This is a genomic window from Marinococcus sp. LNHM3E3-2.2 (genome assembly GCF_056034385.1).
Map to the genome: position 1 here is coordinate 67,128 of NZ_JBQLIC010000003.1, position 18,076 is coordinate 85,203.

Below are 18,076 nucleotides of genomic sequence, written 5' to 3' on the forward strand. Positions count from 1 at the left end.
GGCTCCGGTGCTTTTACGCATTCTCATAAGCCCTTTCAAGAGAGCGAATATTTAACTTTTTCATCCGGAGCATTACCTTCATGACGTTCGCTGCTTTGGCAGGGTCAGTGTCGGTTAAATATTTGCTTAGTATTTCAGGAATAACCTGCCAGGAAACGCCGTATTTATCTTTCAGCCAGCCGCACACCTGCGCCTTTTCATCACCTCCGGCGGAAAGGTGCTCCCAGTAATAATCCACTTCTTCCTGGTTGCTGCAGTTGACGATAAAAGAAATTGATTCATCAAATGTAAATGGCTGGTCCCCGCCGTTTAAAGCAATGAATTCCTGGTCTGCCAGAGCGAATTCAATTGTCAGAACGGTGCCTTCGGGCATACCGTGAATGTCATATCCTTCCTTTCCATAACGCGCCACCCTTTTTATTCTGGAATCAGGAAAAATACCGGTGTAGAAGTCCACCGCTTCCTCAGCATTATTGCTGAACCAAAGATTGGGCGTGATTTTTTGGATTTGAGTCATCAGCTTTCGCCTCCTTATACATAAATCATACCGTACCCCTCGAGGGAGTATTTCTTCTCGATTGCTTTGTTAAAAGCAGTACAGAAAGAGGGGTGTCAGAAAATATAGCAGGGGAGTTGAAGGCGGCTGTCCTTTTGGATAAAATAAGTAATAATTAGTCACTGTATAACCCTGTTAATATGGTACGGGGGTCTCTACCAGGAACCGTAAAATCCTGATTACAAAGAAAATGCTCCGGCATGTCTTTGTGATCAGGATTTTTTTATTGCCGGATCCGGGACTTTTTTTCAAAAAACAAAATGGAGAGGAGCAAAAATGAAAACTACAAAAGAAATGCTGAAAAACCGTATAGCAGTAGCCGGAGGACAAAAGCCTGCAGACACAGTCGTCAGAAACGCATTGATCGTGAATGTGTTTACAGGTGAAATGATGGAGGGAGACGTGGCCATCGTTGACGGGTACTTTGCAGGCATCGGTTCCTATGATGGACAGGAAGTAATTGATGCGAAGGGGAAAATAATGATTCCTGGTATGATTGATGGTCATGTCCACATTGAAAGCTCCCTTCTGACCCCCCGGGAATTTGGAAATGTCGTGCTCTCCCACGGTGTGACTGCGGTAGTGACCGACCCGCACGAAATTGCCAATGTGGCTGGTGCTAGTGGCATTGAGTACATGATAGAAGACGCTGCGCGCACGGAGCTTGATATGTTTGTGATGCTTCCTTCATGTGTCCCGGCAGCACCGTTTGAAAGCAACGGAGCGATCCTGGAAGCAGAGCACCTCCTGCCATTTATCAACAACCCCGAGGTGCTGGGTCTGGCCGAGGTTATGGACTTCCCGGCTGTGGCAGAAGGAAAGGATGCAATGATGGAGAAGCTGCTTATTGGTGCTGCAGAAGGAAAGGCCATAGATGGTCACGCCGCCGGACTTACAGCCGAAGGCCTCAATGTTTTTATGGCTGCAGGCATTCGCACAGACCATGAAAGTGTTACAGCTGCAGAAGCAAAAAAGCGTCTCGATCTTGGAATGTATCTAATGATCCGGGAGGGGACCGTCGCTAAAGATTTAGACGCGCTGTTTCCAGTCATTACGGAAAGGAATGCGAGAAGGTGCCTGTTTGTTACCGACGATAAGCTGGTGGATGATTTAGTGGAGGAGGGGAGTGTGGACCATATTGTGTGGCGTGCAATCCGTAAAGGGCTTGATCCTGTGACGGCTGTGCAGATGGTGACATTAAACGCCGCTGAATGCTTCGGTCTCCAACACCTCGGAGCGGTAGCACCGGGGTATCAGGCTGACTTTGTGCTGCTGGATGATCTTGAAGGATTCAATATCCATAATGTATACAAAAAAGGGCGTGTGGTTAGTGCGAACGTCCGGCCACTGGAAGAAACGGAGCGAGGGGCTTCTGCAGCATCGCTTCCGGGAATAAATACAGGTGAAGTAAAAGCTAATCATCTCGCTCTGCCGCTTGCTTCGGATTTTTGTCGTTTAATCGAAATTGTACCAAACAGTATAGTGACTAAAGAGCGTAAGGAACAAGTAACTGTGGAAGACGATCATTTTTGTATTTCTACTGAGGCAGACCAGTTAAAAATAGCAGTCATAGAAAGACACACTGCCAGCGAAAATATCGGTGTTGGCATTGTTAAAGGGCTCGATCTTAAATCCGGAGCGATTGCGACCACCATTTCCCATGATTCTCACAATATTATTGCCGCCGGCACGTCAGATAAAGACATTTTGGCGGCTGTCAGACATGTGATACAGTCAAATGGAGGAATGGCTGTAGTGCAGGAAGAACAAGTATCAGCTTCGCTCCCGCTTTCTGTCGCGGGCTTAATGGCGGAAGAACCGTGGGAGGAGGTATATGAACGGCTGAACCTGTTGAATCAGGCTCTTGATTCTCTCGGGGCGCCGCAGGATTTCGATCCATTTCTGACTCTCTCCTTTTTAGCTCTCCCGGTGATTCCGGAGCTGAAAATGACGGCAAAAGGATTGTTTGATTTCCGCTCATTTTCACACGTGAGGGTGGAGGCTGAGTATTCATAAACTGAAACGGAGGAGGAGGCATACATGCACATACGCAGAGCCCAGACCAGGGATTACTATAAGGTTAAACAGGTTATTAACGAATGGTGGGGCGGAAGAGATATGGCCGATAAGCTGCCGAAGTTTCTGTTTGACCATTTTCAGGAAACAAGCTTTATTGCAGAAGTGAACGGCCGGATGACAGGTTTTCTTGTCGGGTTTTTATCTCAGACAAGAGATAAAGAGGCATATATACATTTCGCCGGTGTTCATCCGCATAACCGGGGAGAAGGTATCGCGGAAGGCTTGTACGAAGCTTTTTTTGACTGCGCACTTGATGAAGGCCGCCGCATCGTCCGGGCGGTGACGTCTCCTGATAATGAAGGCTCAGTGGCTTTTCATCAGGCGATGGGATTTAACCTGGTGACGGGTGATAAAGTGGAGAACGGGCTTCCGGTACATACTGACTACGACGGAGAAGAGCAGGATCGCATTCTTTTTGAAAAACAGCTGTAAAACAGCCGGCCTCTCTTTTTACGGAGAGCCGGCTTTCGCTATTTATTCTTTTACAGCGGCAAATTCGCGCAGAATCCGGGTAGTGGTCTCCCGGATCAAGCCGGGGAGAACGTGAAAGGAGTATGGCTTGTAGACTCTCTCGGTCCATTTATGCCCATCTTTTCCGTAAACACCCATGTTGATGGAGGAGATATTCAGCTGTTTTATATCATTGACCGGCACCGGATAAAGAGTGTCTCCCTCCGGCAAGTTTTTCAGCAGCGGCTCCAGCTCCGCATCCGACTCCTGAATGGATAAAAAGCTGCCATCGGATAAATAGGGAAAGAAATTGCGCATCTCAAATATTTCTCCGGTACTGGCCGAGTTGTTCTGCAGAATAAAGGAGAGGAATGTCTTCATTTCCCGGTGCCGGCTATTGGTGTCTGTTAAATAATTGTGCGGCAGAAACGGCGGAGCGTAGAAGAAAATGATCTGCGGTGTTTTATCCGGGTCAAGCTCACGCAGAGCGTGCACTAGTTCAAAGCTTCGCAGCCGGAGGTCCATGCCTGCTGTTTCAGACAGCCGTTTTTGAATGGCTGCCTGCGTGTCGAGTCCCTTTTGTTCTAGCTCAAGGCGGTAGTTTTCATACGTCTTAACGTCTATTTCCCAGGAAATATTTTTCGGAGGCATGCCGGTCACCTCGATGTATCTATCGTATTGAGAAGCAAAGTACTGCTCCGATTCTTCCGCTGCCCTTCTGGCTGCCTGCAGCATTTGTTCGGTCACCTGCTCTGCGGTGGTTTCGTATAAAAAATAATTAAAATACACACGGCTGCCTGAAGCAGTCTGAACAGTGTAGCTTTCCTTCGTATCACGCTGATAAAGACATGTCGGAGGCAGAATCAGTTCCCCGGGAATATGCTCGGTTAAATCATAATTGTTGTGAATGCGCTCCGTCAGTTTAGCGGCAACGAAATTGGGGTCTACGCCGGCAAGCGTATCACCGACGTGCACTTCGCGCCCAAAAACGAAAAAGGCAGGCAGCAGTTTTCCGGCGGTTCCTGTATAGATATATTTTGTAGTATCCCCTTCATACAGAGGGGCGATAAAGTCGTTATTAATTGCGAGCAGGTACTGAAGGCCGTGAGAACGCTTTAAATCACGAAGAACAGGGAGCGCGCCGATGAGGCCGCAGTGCTCGCTTTCTTCATCGGGATTCAGTAAAAGCAGAATATTACCTTCGAGCTCTTCCGGTTGCTCCGAGAAATAAAGCAGATTTACAATATGCACGGCGATGCCGCTTTTCATATCAACAGATCCCCGGCCAAACATCCAGTCCCCGCTTAGGGCGTCTGCATGCACTTCAGGATCATTTGTATAGCCTTGAAAGTAAGGAAGCAGTTCTTTCGGCGAACAGGCCTGGTGTTTAATGTTTCCGTAATCTTCGATGCCTACAGTATCGATGTGGGAATGATAAAGAATTGTCTGGGCTGAAGAAGGCAGTCCTTTAATAAAGGCAAACACATTCTGGCGTCCGTGAGGGTCCCCGTGAACCGGCTCCAGCCAGACGCGTTCGGGGAACTGTTGAAAATAAGGAAACGTACGCAGGATGCGGTAGAGCTCCCGGGCGATGGATACTTCTCCATCTGAAGCGTTCACACTGTTCCACTCCACCAGATATTCTGTAAGATATTCCGCCTGTTTTGCTATGGTAAGAGATTTTAAATTTTCGTACACTGCTGATCACCTCGCCGCAATAATTGCTGTTGTTTCTTATTCTACTGTATGAATCTTCCAAAGTAAGCAAAGAAGTGAATTTTCCTGCGAAAGATTATTTTGTGCCTCAAGTCCTGAATCGTGCAGAAACAGGCAAGAGAGCCGTATAATAACTATATAAAGGAGGAGAAAGTATGACAGTAACCATTAAAGCATTTCTGCAGGCAGATCCGGGAAAAGAGGAAGCATTGAAAACAGAGCTGAAAAAGGTGCTGGCTCCTTCGCGGGCAGAAGCGGGCTGCATAGAATATGTTCTTTATGAATCAGAAGCACAGGACGGGGTATTTATCTTTTCAGAGCAGTGGAAGGATGAAGAAGCCGTGCAGCAGCATATTCAGACCGAGCATTATCAGGCCTATCGGGAAAACACAGAAAATCTCGTCGTATCAAGAGAAGTGTATAAATTAAAACCTGTAGAATAAACGAAAAAGAAGCTGTTTGCTGACAGCTTCTTTTTTACTGGTTTTTCCTTATTTCACTACTTCGAACCGTTCACATACGACCGTCATATCCTCCCGGAATATTTCTCCAACCTCTTCGAGCGCTTCGGTAAAAAATTGTTCATGTGCATTCCACCAATACTCGTATGAACGATCTCCTTCCCCTTCAGCCTCAGCAAATTCTTTGGGCACCTCGTTCATCGGCATAATTTTGACACTGGTGGTTTGTATAATACATACCGGATCGCCGGCTCTGTTTAAAACGATGCTGTAGTCCCCTATCGAAGGAAGAGGTTCATTTTCTATCTCATAAAACATGTAAGCAGAACATGTAGCCGTTTTGATCCCGGAGACGACAAGCTCTGCGAGCTCATCGGGATCCACGCCAAAGGACCAGGCTGTTACCTGTTCGGGAGGGGCCTCGTTTCGCTGCTGCCAAAAATTCTTCCAATAAGTATCTGCTGCCTGGTTCATTGCAACTCCCCGTTTCTGTGATGGTCTTTCTTTCATTAAAACATACTTCTGCAGGAATATATAACTTTGAAGAGCATATTAATCGAATCCTCCTGTAAATTTATTCGCGACACCGTTAAAAGTTTATGATAAAAGTAAATAAGAAAGATTTATATCGTTCTTACATTGGAGGAAAACAGAAATGAAGCTAATCGCTGTTGATTTGGACGGGACACTCATTAAAAAAGATCGTTCCATCAGTGCAGAAAATGTGAAGGCGATAAAGGCCGCACAGGAAAACGGAGATACAGTAGCTGTATGCTCAGGAAGGTCGCTGCAGGACACTGAGGATATTTTGAAGCGCGCCGGACTGGACTGTCCGATGATGGTCGGAAACGGAGCGTGGACGTACCAGGACGGGGAGAGCATTGATCAGCTGGTCATGCCTGAAGGGATTACGGAAGAGCTGCTCCCCGAGCTTGAAAATGAAAAATGGTACTACGAGATATATACGAACCAGGGAGTAATACTGCTGAAAGAGGGGAAGGAGCGGCTGAGAGCAGAAGTGCGAAACATACAGGAAGAGGACGAAGAGGTAACAGAAGCCTGGTCGGAAGAGGAGATGGGCATCCAGTATGCCCAGCACGGCACGGGCTATATGAAAGACTACCGGGACGTGAACCCGGCAACGGCAGAAATATACAAAATATTTGTATTGTCCTTTGACCGGAAAAGATTAAAAAAACTGAGGGATCGGCTGGCCCCGCGCACAGACGTTTCTCTGACGTCTTCGGGAATTACAAAGCTTGAAATCGCCCACCCAAGCGTAAGCAAAGGGTACGCTTTGCGCCGTATGGCAGAAGAAATGGGAGTGCCGCTCGAAAACACAGCAGCTATCGGGGACAACTTAAATGATCTGCCGATGTTTGAAGTTGCCGGTACCAGTGTTGCGATGGGAAATGCGGTGGAAGAAGTGATTGTGGCCGGGGATTACGTGACTAAAAGCTATATGGAAAATGGAGTGGCGTACGCTCTTGAAAATTATTTTTAAATATCCAGCAAAAAAATAAAAAGCCAGGAGAACCCTTCTATAGGGATCTTCTGGCTCTTGGTGCTGGTACTGTTTAAATTTGGCCAGCGCCCATGTAACGCGGGCCCCAGTAGGAACTATTCATGCTTGAAACAGTAACGCCGGTGGAAGCACCTGCGTGGATAAATTCGTTGTTTCCAACATAAATACCTGCGTGTGATGCGCCGCCTCGTGTATCAAAGAAAACGATGTCGCCAACAGACGGGCTGGAAACCTTTGTGCTTGCACTGTAAATGGATGCAACTGTACGCGGCATGCTTTTGCCGTGCTTATCATATACGTAGTTAATAAAACCGCTGCAGTCAAAACCGCTAGGTGATTCTCCGCCCCAAACATAAGGAGTGCCCATGTACTGCTTCGCTGTGCTTACAATGTCTGAACCAGTGCCAGTTGAGACGCCGGCTACCTGTTCATTGCTGCTCGAGCTGCTCGCAGAGGAACCGTCGTAATCCATCAGAGCGCTCTGCGTAGATGGCCCTGCTACACCGTAGTAGCTGCCGGAAGGAGACGAAAGACCTGTGGCGGACTGGAAATCCTTCACGGCCTGAAGTGTTTTAGGACCGAAACGGGAGCCGGTGTAGCCCTCGAAAAAGCCGTGCTCCTTTAATTTCTTTTGAAGAGCGTTTACGGAAGAATTACGATCGCCGTAGGATAAAGACCCGTGGCTTCCAATGGAAGTGGAGTTCGAGCTGCTCGATGTGTTCGATGAAGAGCTGGAACCAATTACGTCCATTAATGCGCCCTGGGTCGAAGGTCCCGCTACGCCATAATAGCTGCCGGCAGGAGAGGAAATTCCTTCTGCAGACTGGAAGTCCTTTACGGCCTGAAGTGTTTTAGGGCCGAAACGGGAGCCGGTGTAGCCTTCAAAGTATCCTTCTTCTTTTAACGCTTCCTGAAGGTCATTTACGGAGGAGTTGACATCACCATAGGATAAAGAACCATGATCATCAATTGCTGCATTCGCTGCCTGGGGGCCTGCGAATAGTACTCCTGCTGTTACTGCTGTTCCGAATAAGTATTTTTTCATTATGTGTGTTCACCTGCTTGGTCATCCGCTGTCTTAATATATGTAGGAGTATAATGATGAGTTTTTCGATATGAATACTGGAATTTATAAGTATAAGTAGTAGACAGGATAATGGATGTAGCGAAGTGAAGCTGCACCTCCTAAATGTATTTTTGTGAGTCTTTAGTATGTGTTTTTCTATAAACCCAATTCTATAAGAATGTGAGAGACAATTCAATAATGTGTAAGTTTTGTAATATAGTTTTAATAAAAAGGCTTTTATAAAAGGAATTCTGAAATAATCAAAGCAAAAAATTTCAATTGCTTTATTAATATTTTGAATTTTTAATAAATGAATCTAAAGGCTGTTATTTGGGTAAAAAAGACTATGTATAAAAATGGAAGCGAACTGTAATATGACGTTTTTCATGCAATTATTAAGGGAAATGAGTAAAACCTTTGAAGGTGAACAGTAATATACTTGTAATGTTTTCGTAATATAAAATGAATAATCATAATAAGTGTTAAATATGCATGTTTTATTTTTGCAATAATCCAGTAGCTATCCAATTATCTTTTTTATAAATAGAATATACAGAAACTACATTTTGATATTTAACCTGTCGGGAATAAGAAACTAATTGAAGGTTCAGAGAGAAAGGCAGACAGTAATGTTCGTTGGCAGAAAATTTTAGTTAAAGAAAGATTGGAGAAGCGAAACCAATAAAAGGAGCACTGTTATGAAAAGAGAAATTCCGAAAATATTTCAGAGAGACGCTCTTAGAAAGAAGTGGATGCTGGTGGCTTTACTCAGCACTATTTCAGCTGTAGTCGCGGCCGCTGTTTATGGAAGCAATAAGCCCCTGCCTGCGAATGTCTCCTATGAGGGGCGAAAGCATCGTACAGACCATGTTCTTTTTTTGGAGGATCATACCTACGTTTCCTCCACAGAGTCACAGGTGGCAGAACAAGAAATATTTGATACAGTGATCCGGAACATTGAAGAAGCGGACCAGTTTATCGTGATGGACATGTTCTACTTTAACAGCGACCATGAAGCGGGAGTGGATTTCCTCCCTTTAACGAGGCGTTTGTCGGAGGCGTTAATCGACAAAAAAGAAGCGGAGCCGGACATAGAAATAGTGGTTATAACTGACCCGGTTAACACTTTTTACGGGGCTTATACGCCTGAACATTTTCAGCGGCTCGAAAGGAGCGGCATTAAAGTCATTTTTACGGAGCTGGACGCATTAAGGGATTCGAATCCGTTTTACTCATGGTTTTACCGGACTTTTGTTCAGTGGTTTGAAAACCAGGGGAGGGGATGGCTGCCTAACTTTTTCACGAGTAACGCTCCCGATGTAACGCTTCATTCTTATCTGGAGATTTTAAACTTTAAAGCCAATCACCGGAAAACGCTTGTTACAGAAAAGGCAGGAATGGTTACTTCAGCTAATCCTCACGATGCCAGCGGATATCATGCAAATACAGGCTTTGAAGTCAGAGGAGCTGTGCTGAAGGATTTATTGAAAACAGAAAAAGAAGTAGTGGAAATGGCGGGCCGCTCAGGGGAAAAATTCGATTCGTTCATCTCTAAAGTGGAAGTGCCGGAAGAAAACGGGAAGTACGAGGTTCAGCTGTTAACAGAGCGCAAAATTAAAGAGCGGGTGCTGAGAGAAATACGCGAATTACCCATGGACGGGAAATTACGTATGGGAATGTTTTATTTAGCGGACCGCGACGTCATCGAAGCGCTCATCGGGGCCGCTGACCGTGGCGCTGATATTGATATTATTATGGATATAAACGAAGAGGCTTTTGGAAGCGAAAAAATAGGCATACCCAATCAGCCGGCAGCTAATGAGCTCGTGGAGAAATCAAATGGCCGTATTAACATACGCTGGTATCATGCCGATGGGGTACAGTATCATGCCAAAATGATGATGATGGAAAAGGCTGAGGAGACAGTAGTTATTGGTGGATCAGCGAACCTGACAAAAAGAAATTTGAATAATTACAATTTGGAAACTGATGTTGTAGTTACCGGCAGTAATGAGTCGGAAGCCGTGAAAGGCGTACGGGATTATTATCATCGGCTGTGGAATAATTCTGATGGCACGCACACGCTGGATTACACAAAATATAAAAATGATTCCCGTTTGCTTTATTGGCGTTACCGGCTGCAGGAATGGAGTGGAATGTCTTCGTTTTAAACACAGAAAAATTAAAAAAGCAGAAACTTTTTCAGGACGAAGCGATACCCTGCGTACAGGCATAGAAACGCAGTTAATGCTATCGCTTGAAGCGTGAGCAAATAATAGGGCCATGGGCCGAAGAAATCGTAAGGGGAAGGAGACGCTGGTTTTTCCATTAAATACATGTAATTGGCGTCGAAATAGAGGTTTACCAAAAATGCCACCACGGCAGCAGCGTTCAAGGCTCCCCAAACGACAAACAAGGAACGAAAGGAAATAAACGTACGCTTTACAACGAGCTGATAAACAACGCCTGCCACAATCAGCGCATGTGTAATAAAAAAGTGAAGAAACCGGAAATGGGGGAAGCCGTAGCGTTCCATGTCCGGAAACACTATAGTAAGCAGGGCGCTTGAGGTACCGGCATAAAACGCGAATGCCGTCCAGAAGCGGCTGCCGGTTATAAGCATAATAACGACTGCTATCCAGGCCAGATCGCTGACTTTAAGTGGAAGTGAAAACCGCGGGTTCCAAATGCCGTTTGTAATATAAAAAAGCTGCAGGGCCAGCTGTCCAAGGAGGAAGGTGGAAATGATAAACCACTTTATCGTCTTTCTTGCTAAGGGCTCGCGCCGAAGGTAGCTTTGAAAAAGTATAAGACCAATACAGGCGAGGGCGAGAAAAAGCCATACCATAAGCTGCCCGGTACCAAAAGGTTCAAAGGCTGGACCGTCATGATTAAATTTCCACCACCACACGTTTCATCCCCTCCTAATTGTTTTTCTTTTATCAGTAAACACGTTGCCGAAGGATTCCCTCAGCCACTCTTCTTTAAACAAACGACTCCAGGGGCAGGCCTGGTTTCAATAATAAATAGTGTAAAGGAAAAACAAAGTATTCCTCTTCCTTTTTTACACTAAAGTATTGAAATATTAGTGTAATAGCGTTAAAATGCTAAATATTTCATAATTTAGAGAAAATAATGGGGTGGGAGAATGAACAGCCTGAATATATTTGTAAATAAATATTTTGCTGTTTTTGTGTTAGTTGTTGCGTTTATTGCTTATCTGCTGCCGGATGCATTTGTAGGAATTACCGGCTACATAACTATTTTACTCGGGATCATCATGTTTGGCATGGGGCTCACGCTAAACCTTTCCGATTTCCGTATTGTGGCGAAAAAGCCGCTGCCGGTGCTGACCGGGGTGATTGCACAGTTCGTTATTATGCCGCTTGCGGCCTTTATCATTGCCCTGGTTCTGCAGCTTCCGCCGGAAATAGCGGCAGGTCTCGTACTTGTAGGCGCGTGTCCGGGAGGAACAGCCTCGAATGTTATGGTTTATCTGGCCAAAGGGGACCTTCCGGTATCGGTTGCTATGACGACAGTGTCGACGCTGCTCGCTCCTCTTCTGACACCGTTTGCTCTATTGGTTTTTGCAAATGAGTGGCTGCCGGTGGACCCGCTGGCAATGTTCTTGTCCATTTTCCAGGTCATTATTATACCTATCGCGCTCGGCTTAATTATTAAACAACTGTTTCCAAAAACAGTGGAAAAAAGCGTTCAGGCGCTTCCAATTGTATCTATGGCAGCAATTATTGCTATTGTAGCCGGGGTCGTGGGAGCAAATCAGGAGAACATTGCTGCAACCGGACTATTGGTTTTTGCAGCGGTTGTGCTTCATAACAGCTTTGGTTTGGCCCTTGGCTATGTAACGGCGAAGCTGGTGGGATTAGACGAAACAAAACGGCGGGCGGTATCTATTGAGGTAGGAATGCAGAATTCCGGGCTTGGCACCCAGTTGGCCACGGTCCACTTCACGCCGCTTGCTGCGCTTCCAAGCGCTATTTTTTCCGTCTGGCATAATATCTCCGGGCCGCTGCTCGTGTCCTGGTGGGGGAGAAGAAGCCAGAAGAGGGAAGAGGCTGTAAAGGAAAAAGAGTGGAAGCACTATAAGTAAGAGAAAAAATCCCGTGCTCATATCGAGCGCGGGATTTTTAATAAAGAAAAATTACATGTGTTTTTCAAGCAGACCCTGAAGCTGGTCCTTCGGCTGGAAGCCGACGATTTGTTCTACCATTTCGCCGTCCTTGAAAATCATGAGTGTTGGAATGCTCATAACGCCGTATTTACCGGCAGTTTCCTGATTTTCGTCAACGTTTAATTTAGCAATTTTGACATTGTCGCCGATTTCTTCGTTAATTTCTTCGAGAACCGGAGCAATCATCTTGCAGGGTCCGCACCAAGGTGCCCAAAAGTCAGTTAGAACGACACCTTCGGAAATCTGTTCGGAAAAGTCCTGGTCTGATACGTGTACAATAGCCATTGATGAGTACCTCCTTCATTTCGCTTCATTGCGAGTATAGAGTAATCGTAGTACGAATAACCCTATTTGTCTAAAAGTATGCTTGGATCATTCAATTTTTTCAAGAGAAGGAATGGAAAATGAAGCGTACGGGAAAAGAATATAAGTAAGAAAGCTCTCAAAGAGTATGTATTCGGGAACATAAGAAGAAAGGAGGCCGCCATGTCAAAAAAAGAAAGGGATAAAGAAATACGAAGCTACTTTCGGGCAATGGACCGCAGTTTTTATATGGATACAGACAAAAATCTTGCTAATTGGAATCAGGCTTTATCGATTGGGCACGGACAGACCATCTCCCAGCCATCGCTTGTATTGAAAATGACGCTGGAGCTGGACGTTGATGCCGTTTCCAGGGTGCTCGAGATTGGTACGGGCTCCGGCTACCAGACGGCTCTATTAGCAGCTTTTGCTGAACAGATCTATACAGTCGAACGGATTTTACCGCTGCAGGAAAGGGCCCGGGAGCGCCTGCAGGAAGCAGGGTTTACGAATATTAAGTATCGCCTGGGTGACGGCAGTAAAGGCTGGCCGGAGCATGCGCCGTACGATCGTATTATGGTAACAGCAGCAGCTAAAACTGTGCCGGAGTCCCTGGTCGGGCAGCTGGCAGCTCCCGGGAAAATGATCGTGCCGGTAGGCGGCCGAATGGGGCAGGAACTGCTGCTTATAGAAAAAAACAGTCAGGGAGAAGTGAACTCCTCTGTAGTCGAATATGTAGCGTTTGTACCGCTCAAGCAGGATGAAGAAACGTGATAAAATGCGGAAGGCATAAAGGGGCAGCTGATTAAAGGATGATTAGGCTTGCTGTTTTTCATTGTGTTACGCTTTACGTGCATTTTATTTCAAAGAGGAGGTTTATTATGCCAACGGTTAATGTAAAAGGCTACGGTACATTTGAAGTGGAAGAAGGAAAAAAATTAGTGCTTGCGCTTGAAGACAATGGTGTTGATATTCTGCACCGCTGCGGCGGGAACGCCAGGTGCACCACCTGCAGATGTGAAGTAAATGAAGGAGAACTCGGGCCGAAGGAAGCTCCAGAAGCCGCAATTCTCGAAAACAAAGACATTACTGATGAAAATATCAGGCTCTCCTGTCAAAACCGGGTGTATTCCGACTTGACGGTAACACCAGTTATGACGGCCTCCAATTCTGATATGGAGCCGGGAAGACGCCCGGTGGATTAAAATAAAGCCGCGGATCCTCCATGAGGCCGCGGCTTTATGCTATTTTCCGGCAGCATCGCCCGTTTTTTCTGTTTTGTTGATCAGCTTCGTTCCGACGAGGTCCCCGGTAACGTTTAAAGCTGTTGCTCCCATACCGACAAGTACATCAACTGCGGTTAAAAGTGCTACTGCTTCCATCGGGAGACCGACCTGGGCAAAAACGGTGGCAATCATAATAATGCCAGCCCCGGGAACTCCGGCGGTACCAACCGTAGCCAGTGTGCCGACAATTACAATTTGGAGAATGGCCACAAAGCTGAGCGGCTCGCCTACGACGTTTGCTGCGAAAACGGCGGAAACAGCGACCCGGATGGCGGCCCCGTCCATGTTAATCGTCGCTCCAAGAGGCAGACTGAAGCCGTAAAGGCTCTGCTTTAATCTAAGATCACGTGCAGCGTTTAACGTGAGAGGAAGGGTGCCTGAGCTGCTTTGAGTGACGAAGGCCGTGAGCATAGGGGTGCGTGCTTCCCGGAAAAAGGCGCCCAGGTTAGTTTTGGCAGCTAAAAGAAAGACAATATAAAGGCCAAGCTGTACTGCAAGGGCAATGTACAGCACGAGTATAAAATTACCGAGGGAGAGAAGCGTATTTGCTCCCTGACTGCCTACAATTTCAGCGATAATAGCAAAAATGCCGAAGGGGATGAACTGTAAAATGCCTTTCATAACGGTGAGCGTAAGTTCGTTTAAGGCTTCTGCCCCGCGGTACAGACGCTCGCCCATTTCTTTATAGCTTGAGGATGAACGCAGATAAGTTAAAGCAATGCCAAAAGCAAAGGCGGTAAAAATAATGCCCAGAAGATTCATCTCCGTAAAGGCTACGGCGATATTATCAGGAACGATATTTAATATAACCTCTGTAACTCCGGGGTTTTCCGGTGTATCAAAGCTTTCGCTCCCATCCAGCGTAGTGCCGGTGCCGGGGTTGAAAAGACTGGCGACAGAGGTGCCTACCACGATAGCTAAAGCAGAGGTAAGAAGGTAATAAATGAATACTTTGCCTCCCATCCGGCCGAGACCACCAATAGTAGTCTGATTAACCCCGACAATCAGTGTAAATAAAATCAACGGGACTATAATAAATTGAAGCAGCCGAAGCATAAGGTCGCCGATAGGGGCGAGCACGGCGGCGTCTTCACCGAAAATAAAACCTACAGCGATACCGGCAATAAGAGCAGTTGTGATTTTGGCAATCAGTGACACATCAAAGTAACGCTTCATCAAGTGTTTCACCAGTTGAACCTCCTTTATTAATAAATTCTTATCGGTTTAATCAACATTATAAAAACTAAAGCAAACAGATGCTTCTGTCAAAATGAACGCTCAGGTGAGAGATGAGATTAACGATAAAAAAGAGTTTTCCCGCTTTGGAGAAAACTCTTTTGTAAAAGATATAAGACAGCACAACTAGCCATTTTAAAGCATCTGGCTGATGGTTTTTGGATGCAGGTGCTGAATGAGGTAATCCGGGCCGCCGGCTTTGGCATCCGTGCCGGACATTTTGAAGCCGCCAAATGGGTGGTAGCCGACGATGGCACCGGTGCAGTTACGGTTGAAATAAAGATTGCCGACGTGGAAATGCAGCTTGGCGTATTCCAGACGGTCGATGTTATTGGAGATGACTGCCCCGGTTAAGCCGTATTCGGTATTGTTCGCAATATCAATGGCTTCTTCGTAGGAGGACGCTTTCGTAAAAGCGACGACCGGGCCAAAAATTTCTTCTTGCATGATTCGTGCTTTCGGGTCCAGATCGGCAAAGACGGTTGGGTCAATGAAGTATCCTTTGGAGTCGTCACTCTTTCCTCCAGCCACAAGCCGTCCTTCCTGCTTGCCGATATCAATATAGCCGGTGATTTTATCAAATGCTTTCTGATTGACGACAGGGCCCATGTAGTTGTCATAAGAAGTTGGATCCCCGACGGATAAAGCTTTGGCCTGCTTTTCCACTTTGCTCAGGACTTCGTCGTACACGTCCTGGTGAGCGACGACCCTGGAGCCTGCCGAGCATTTCTGGCCGGAAAATCCGTAAGCGGAAGCAATGATGGCCTCAGCGGCGGTGTCGAGATCTGCTTCGCTGTCGACGACGATTGTATCTTTTCCGCCCATTTCAACGATGACCCGCTTTAAATGCTGCTGGCCTTCCTGAATCTCGGCGGCTTTTTTATAAATGCGTGTGCCGGTGGCACGAGAGCCGGTGAAGCTGATGAGTGCTGTTTTCGGATGGTCCACGAGGTGGTCGCCGATTTCTTCGGGTTCACCGGGTACGAAGTTAATGACGCCGTCCGGCACGCCGGATTCAATCAGAATGTCCACAAACTTCGCAGCAATGACAGGGGTCGGCTCGGCCGGCTTTAACAAAACGGTGTTGCCCGTCACCAACGGGGCGACCGTTGTCCCGACCATGATCGCGCAGGCGAAATTCCATGGCGGAATCGTAACAGCCACACCGAGCGGCTGGTACACATATTGATTGTACTCTCCTTCCCGGCTGTTAATCGCTTTGCCGTTTTTCAGCTCAAGCATTTGGCGGGCATAATATTCGACGAAATCAATAGCTTCGGCCACATCGGCATCTGCTTCCTTCCAGGGCTTGCCGCCTTCTTTCACGAGCGTAGCCGACAATTCATGCTTCCGCCGGCGCATTTTTGCAGCTGCCCGGAACATGACCTCCGCACGTGCATCAGCACTTGTCGTTCTCCAGGACTGAAACGCTTCGCTTGCGGCATCGAATGCCTGATTAATTAATGCGGGATTGGCTTTGGAAACACTTCCGACGACTTCCTTTTTATTGGCAGGGTTGATGGAAACAAGCTTTTCCCCAGTGATAATCCGCTCACCGCCAATAATCAGCGGATAGTCCTGACCGAGGTTTTTTTCCACTTCTTTTATTGCCTCTGCAAATTCCTTTCGGTTCTTTTCATCCGTAAAATCGGTAAAGGGTTCATGACGGTACGCTGTATACATTTGAAAGCCTCCTATTATTAAAGTTCAGTAAGCACTTCTTCAATTCGTTCAGCCGCCCAGTCCAGATCCTGCTGTGAAATAACGAGCGGCGGGGCGAAGCGGATAACAGTATCGTGTGTTTCTTTACAGAGAATTCCTTTGTCTTTTAGCTGCTCGCAGCAGGCACGCGCCGGAATATCGAGTTCTATGCCGATAAACAGCCCTCTGCCCCGTACCTCTTTAATATGAGGGTTTATGATAGAGGCAAGCCTGCGTTTAAAATGCTCTCCGAGTTCAAGTGAACGGGCGGCAAGCTGCTGCTCTTCGATCACGTCAAGAGAAGCAGCCGCCACTGCACAGGCGAGGGGATTGCCGCCGAATGTAGATCCGTGGGATCCCGGGGTGAACACGCCAAGGATATCCTCATTAGCAGCTACGCATGATATAGGGAAAACGCCGCCGCCCAGTGCTTTTCCGAGAATGTATATATCAGGAGTAACCCCGTCCCAGTCGCAGGCGAACATTTTACCGGCGCGTCCGAGACCGGATTGAATTTCATCAGCGGCAAACAGCACCTGATGGGCCTGGCACAGCTCGGACGCCTGCTGTAGAAATCCTTCAGGGGGTATTATAATTCCGGCTTCCCCCTGAATGGGCTCAACTAAAAATCCAGCTGTATGAGGAGTAATAGCTTTTTCGAGCGCCTTGAGATCCCCGTACGGTACGATTTTAATACCCGGGAGCATCGGGCCGAAGCCCCGTTTGTATTCCTCTTCCGAAGAAAGGGAGACAGCGCTCATCGTACGACCATGAAAGTTTCCCGCGCATGCAATAATTTCCGCGCGCCCTTCCGTAATACCTTTCTTTTCGTAGCCCCAGCGACGAATCGCTTTGACTGCTGTTTCTACTGCTTCTGCCCCGGTATTCATGGGGAGTACCATGTTCTTGTTGGTTAAGGCTGACACTTTGTCATAAAAAGGAGCAAGCTGATCATTATGAAATGCCCGGGAGGTAAGCGTTACCCGATCGGCTTGATCTTTCAGGGCCTGTATAATTTTGGGGTGGCGGTGGCCCTGATTGACCGCGGAGTATGCACTCAGCATGTCAATATAGGAGCGGCCTTCCGGATCCTTCACCCATATGCCCTCCGCTTCAGTAATAACAATGGGAAGCGGGGTGTAATTCCGGGCACCGTGTTTATCGTTTTGATCGATAATCTGACTCGAAGACATTGTCTCTGCCATGCATACCCACTCCTAAAGTAAGGTTACTGTAAAAGTTGCAAGAACCGTGCCAACTTCAGAAGACGCCTACAGCAGGAAGCAGCTGGTGAAAGAAAGAGGAAAGGAAAAAAATTTTGCATCCAGTGATTAATTTTTTTGCACTTTTTTGAAAATTAAAGTGTTTTAATTGCAAGCAGGAAAAACCGAATGCTGGATGAAATAAAGAATAATTTTAAATTTAGAACTTTATGTGAATATATTCACAAATTTATTGTGCCGATGACTTCTTCGGGTTATGCTCTATATGTGAAATGATTCACA

The 18,076-nt window shown here is 46.7% G+C and carries 17 protein-coding genes and 1 riboswitch; of the genes, 8 read left to right on the forward strand and 9 right to left on the reverse strand.

What is annotated here, in order from left to right; all coding sequences use genetic code 11:
• Positions 1 to 13: 13 nt before the first annotated feature.
• Entirely contained in the window at positions 14 to 517 is a 504-nt protein-coding gene (locus ACTRXF_RS05290; RefSeq protein ID WP_474278175.1) for a VOC family protein, read from the reverse strand.
• Between the two features lie 141 nt (positions 518 to 658).
• Positions 659 to 758, forward strand: a riboswitch (purine riboswitch).
• A 74-nt stretch (positions 759 to 832) separates the two neighbouring features.
• On the opposite strand from ACTRXF_RS05290, the gene ade reads away from it, so the two are divergent.
• The gene (ade, locus tag ACTRXF_RS05295; protein ID WP_474278177.1) at positions 833 to 2,572 is read left to right on the forward strand and encodes an adenine deaminase; all 1,740 of its coding nucleotides are present in this window, start codon (positions 833 to 835) and stop codon (positions 2,570 to 2,572) included.
• A 24-nt stretch (positions 2,573 to 2,596) separates the two neighbouring features.
• Positions 2,597 to 3,067, forward strand: a complete 471-nt coding sequence (locus ACTRXF_RS05300; RefSeq protein ID WP_474278179.1) for an N-acetyltransferase family protein — start codon at positions 2,597 to 2,599, stop codon at positions 3,065 to 3,067.
• 42 nt (positions 3,068 to 3,109) lie between these two features.
• Here the strand turns inward: ACTRXF_RS05300 and ACTRXF_RS05305 are convergent, their stop codons facing one another.
• Positions 3,110 to 4,783, reverse strand: a complete 1,674-nt coding sequence (locus tag ACTRXF_RS05305) for a M20/M25/M40 family metallo-hydrolase (protein WP_474278181.1) — start codon at positions 4,781 to 4,783, stop codon at positions 3,110 to 3,112.
• Between the two features lie 173 nt (positions 4,784 to 4,956).
• Here ACTRXF_RS05305 and ACTRXF_RS05310 point away from each other — a divergent pair, with 173 nt between their 5' ends.
• A complete protein-coding gene (locus tag ACTRXF_RS05310; RefSeq protein WP_474278183.1) occupies positions 4,957 to 5,244 on the forward strand; it encodes a putative quinol monooxygenase in 288 nt (95 codons plus the stop codon).
• A 48-nt stretch (positions 5,245 to 5,292) separates the two neighbouring features.
• Here the strand turns inward: ACTRXF_RS05310 and ACTRXF_RS05315 are convergent, their stop codons facing one another.
• Positions 5,293 to 5,736 carry an ASCH domain-containing protein gene (locus ACTRXF_RS05315; protein ID WP_474261137.1) on the reverse strand — a complete coding sequence of 148 codons (444 nt, stop codon included), beginning with the start codon at positions 5,734 to 5,736 and terminating at the stop codon, positions 5,293 to 5,295.
• 181 nt (positions 5,737 to 5,917) lie between these two features.
• Between ACTRXF_RS05315 and ACTRXF_RS05320 the strand changes: the two genes are divergently transcribed.
• On the forward strand, positions 5,918 to 6,766 hold the full coding sequence (locus ACTRXF_RS05320) for a Cof-type HAD-IIB family hydrolase (protein ID WP_474278185.1): 849 nt from the start codon (positions 5,918 to 5,920) through the stop codon (positions 6,764 to 6,766).
• Between the two features lie 73 nt (positions 6,767 to 6,839).
• Here the strand turns inward: ACTRXF_RS05320 and ACTRXF_RS05325 are convergent, their stop codons facing one another.
• Positions 6,840 to 7,832, reverse strand: coding sequence for a C40 family peptidase (locus ACTRXF_RS05325; RefSeq protein WP_474278187.1), 993 nt, complete (start codon positions 7,830 to 7,832; stop codon positions 6,840 to 6,842).
• 719 nt (positions 7,833 to 8,551) lie between these two features.
• Here ACTRXF_RS05325 and ACTRXF_RS05330 point away from each other — a divergent pair.
• Positions 8,552 to 10,024, forward strand: a complete 1,473-nt coding sequence (locus ACTRXF_RS05330; RefSeq protein ID WP_474278189.1) for a phospholipase D family protein — start codon at positions 8,552 to 8,554, stop codon at positions 10,022 to 10,024.
• An 11-nt stretch (positions 10,025 to 10,035) separates the two neighbouring features.
• Here the strand turns inward: ACTRXF_RS05330 and ACTRXF_RS05335 are convergent, their stop codons facing one another.
• On the reverse strand, positions 10,036 to 10,764 hold the full coding sequence (locus ACTRXF_RS05335; protein ID WP_474278191.1) for a YwaF family protein: 729 nt from the start codon (positions 10,762 to 10,764) through the stop codon (positions 10,036 to 10,038).
• Positions 10,765 to 11,001: 237 nt separating this feature from the next.
• On the opposite strand from ACTRXF_RS05335, the gene ACTRXF_RS05340 reads away from it, so the two are divergent.
• Entirely contained in the window at positions 11,002 to 11,964 is a 963-nt protein-coding gene (locus ACTRXF_RS05340; RefSeq protein WP_474278193.1) for a bile acid:sodium symporter family protein, read from the forward strand.
• Positions 11,965 to 12,015: 51 nt separating this feature from the next.
• Here the strand turns inward: ACTRXF_RS05340 and trxA are convergent, their stop codons facing one another.
• Positions 12,016 to 12,330: a thioredoxin gene (gene trxA, locus ACTRXF_RS05345; RefSeq protein ID WP_322526643.1), complete on the reverse strand. Its 315-nt coding sequence runs from the start codon at positions 12,328 to 12,330 to the stop codon at positions 12,016 to 12,018.
• Positions 12,331 to 12,531: 201 nt separating this feature from the next.
• Here trxA and ACTRXF_RS05350 point away from each other — a divergent pair, with 201 nt between their 5' ends.
• Positions 12,532 to 13,122 carry a protein-L-isoaspartate(D-aspartate) O-methyltransferase gene (locus ACTRXF_RS05350; RefSeq protein WP_474278195.1) on the forward strand — a complete coding sequence of 197 codons (591 nt, stop codon included), beginning with the start codon at positions 12,532 to 12,534 and terminating at the stop codon, positions 13,120 to 13,122.
• A gap of 107 nt (positions 13,123 to 13,229) precedes the next feature.
• On the forward strand, positions 13,230 to 13,553 hold the full coding sequence (locus ACTRXF_RS05355) for a 2Fe-2S iron-sulfur cluster-binding protein (RefSeq protein ID WP_474260918.1): 324 nt from the start codon (positions 13,230 to 13,232) through the stop codon (positions 13,551 to 13,553).
• A 39-nt stretch (positions 13,554 to 13,592) separates the two neighbouring features.
• Here the strand turns inward: ACTRXF_RS05355 and ACTRXF_RS05360 are convergent, their stop codons facing one another.
• The 3 genes from ACTRXF_RS05360 to ACTRXF_RS05370 form a co-directional block, all read right to left on the reverse strand.
• Positions 13,593 to 14,822 carry a dicarboxylate/amino acid:cation symporter gene (locus ACTRXF_RS05360; RefSeq protein ID WP_474278197.1) on the reverse strand — a complete coding sequence of 410 codons (1,230 nt, stop codon included), beginning with the start codon at positions 14,820 to 14,822 and terminating at the stop codon, positions 13,593 to 13,595.
• A gap of 183 nt (positions 14,823 to 15,005) precedes the next feature.
• Positions 15,006 to 16,553 carry an L-glutamate gamma-semialdehyde dehydrogenase gene (pruA, locus tag ACTRXF_RS05365; RefSeq protein ID WP_474278199.1) on the reverse strand — a complete coding sequence of 516 codons (1,548 nt, stop codon included), beginning with the start codon at positions 16,551 to 16,553 and terminating at the stop codon, positions 15,006 to 15,008.
• Positions 16,554 to 16,570: 17 nt separating this feature from the next.
• Positions 16,571 to 17,776, reverse strand: a complete 1,206-nt coding sequence (locus ACTRXF_RS05370; RefSeq protein WP_474278201.1) for an ornithine--oxo-acid transaminase — start codon at positions 17,774 to 17,776, stop codon at positions 16,571 to 16,573.
• Between the last annotated feature and the right edge of the window lie 300 nt (positions 17,777 to 18,076).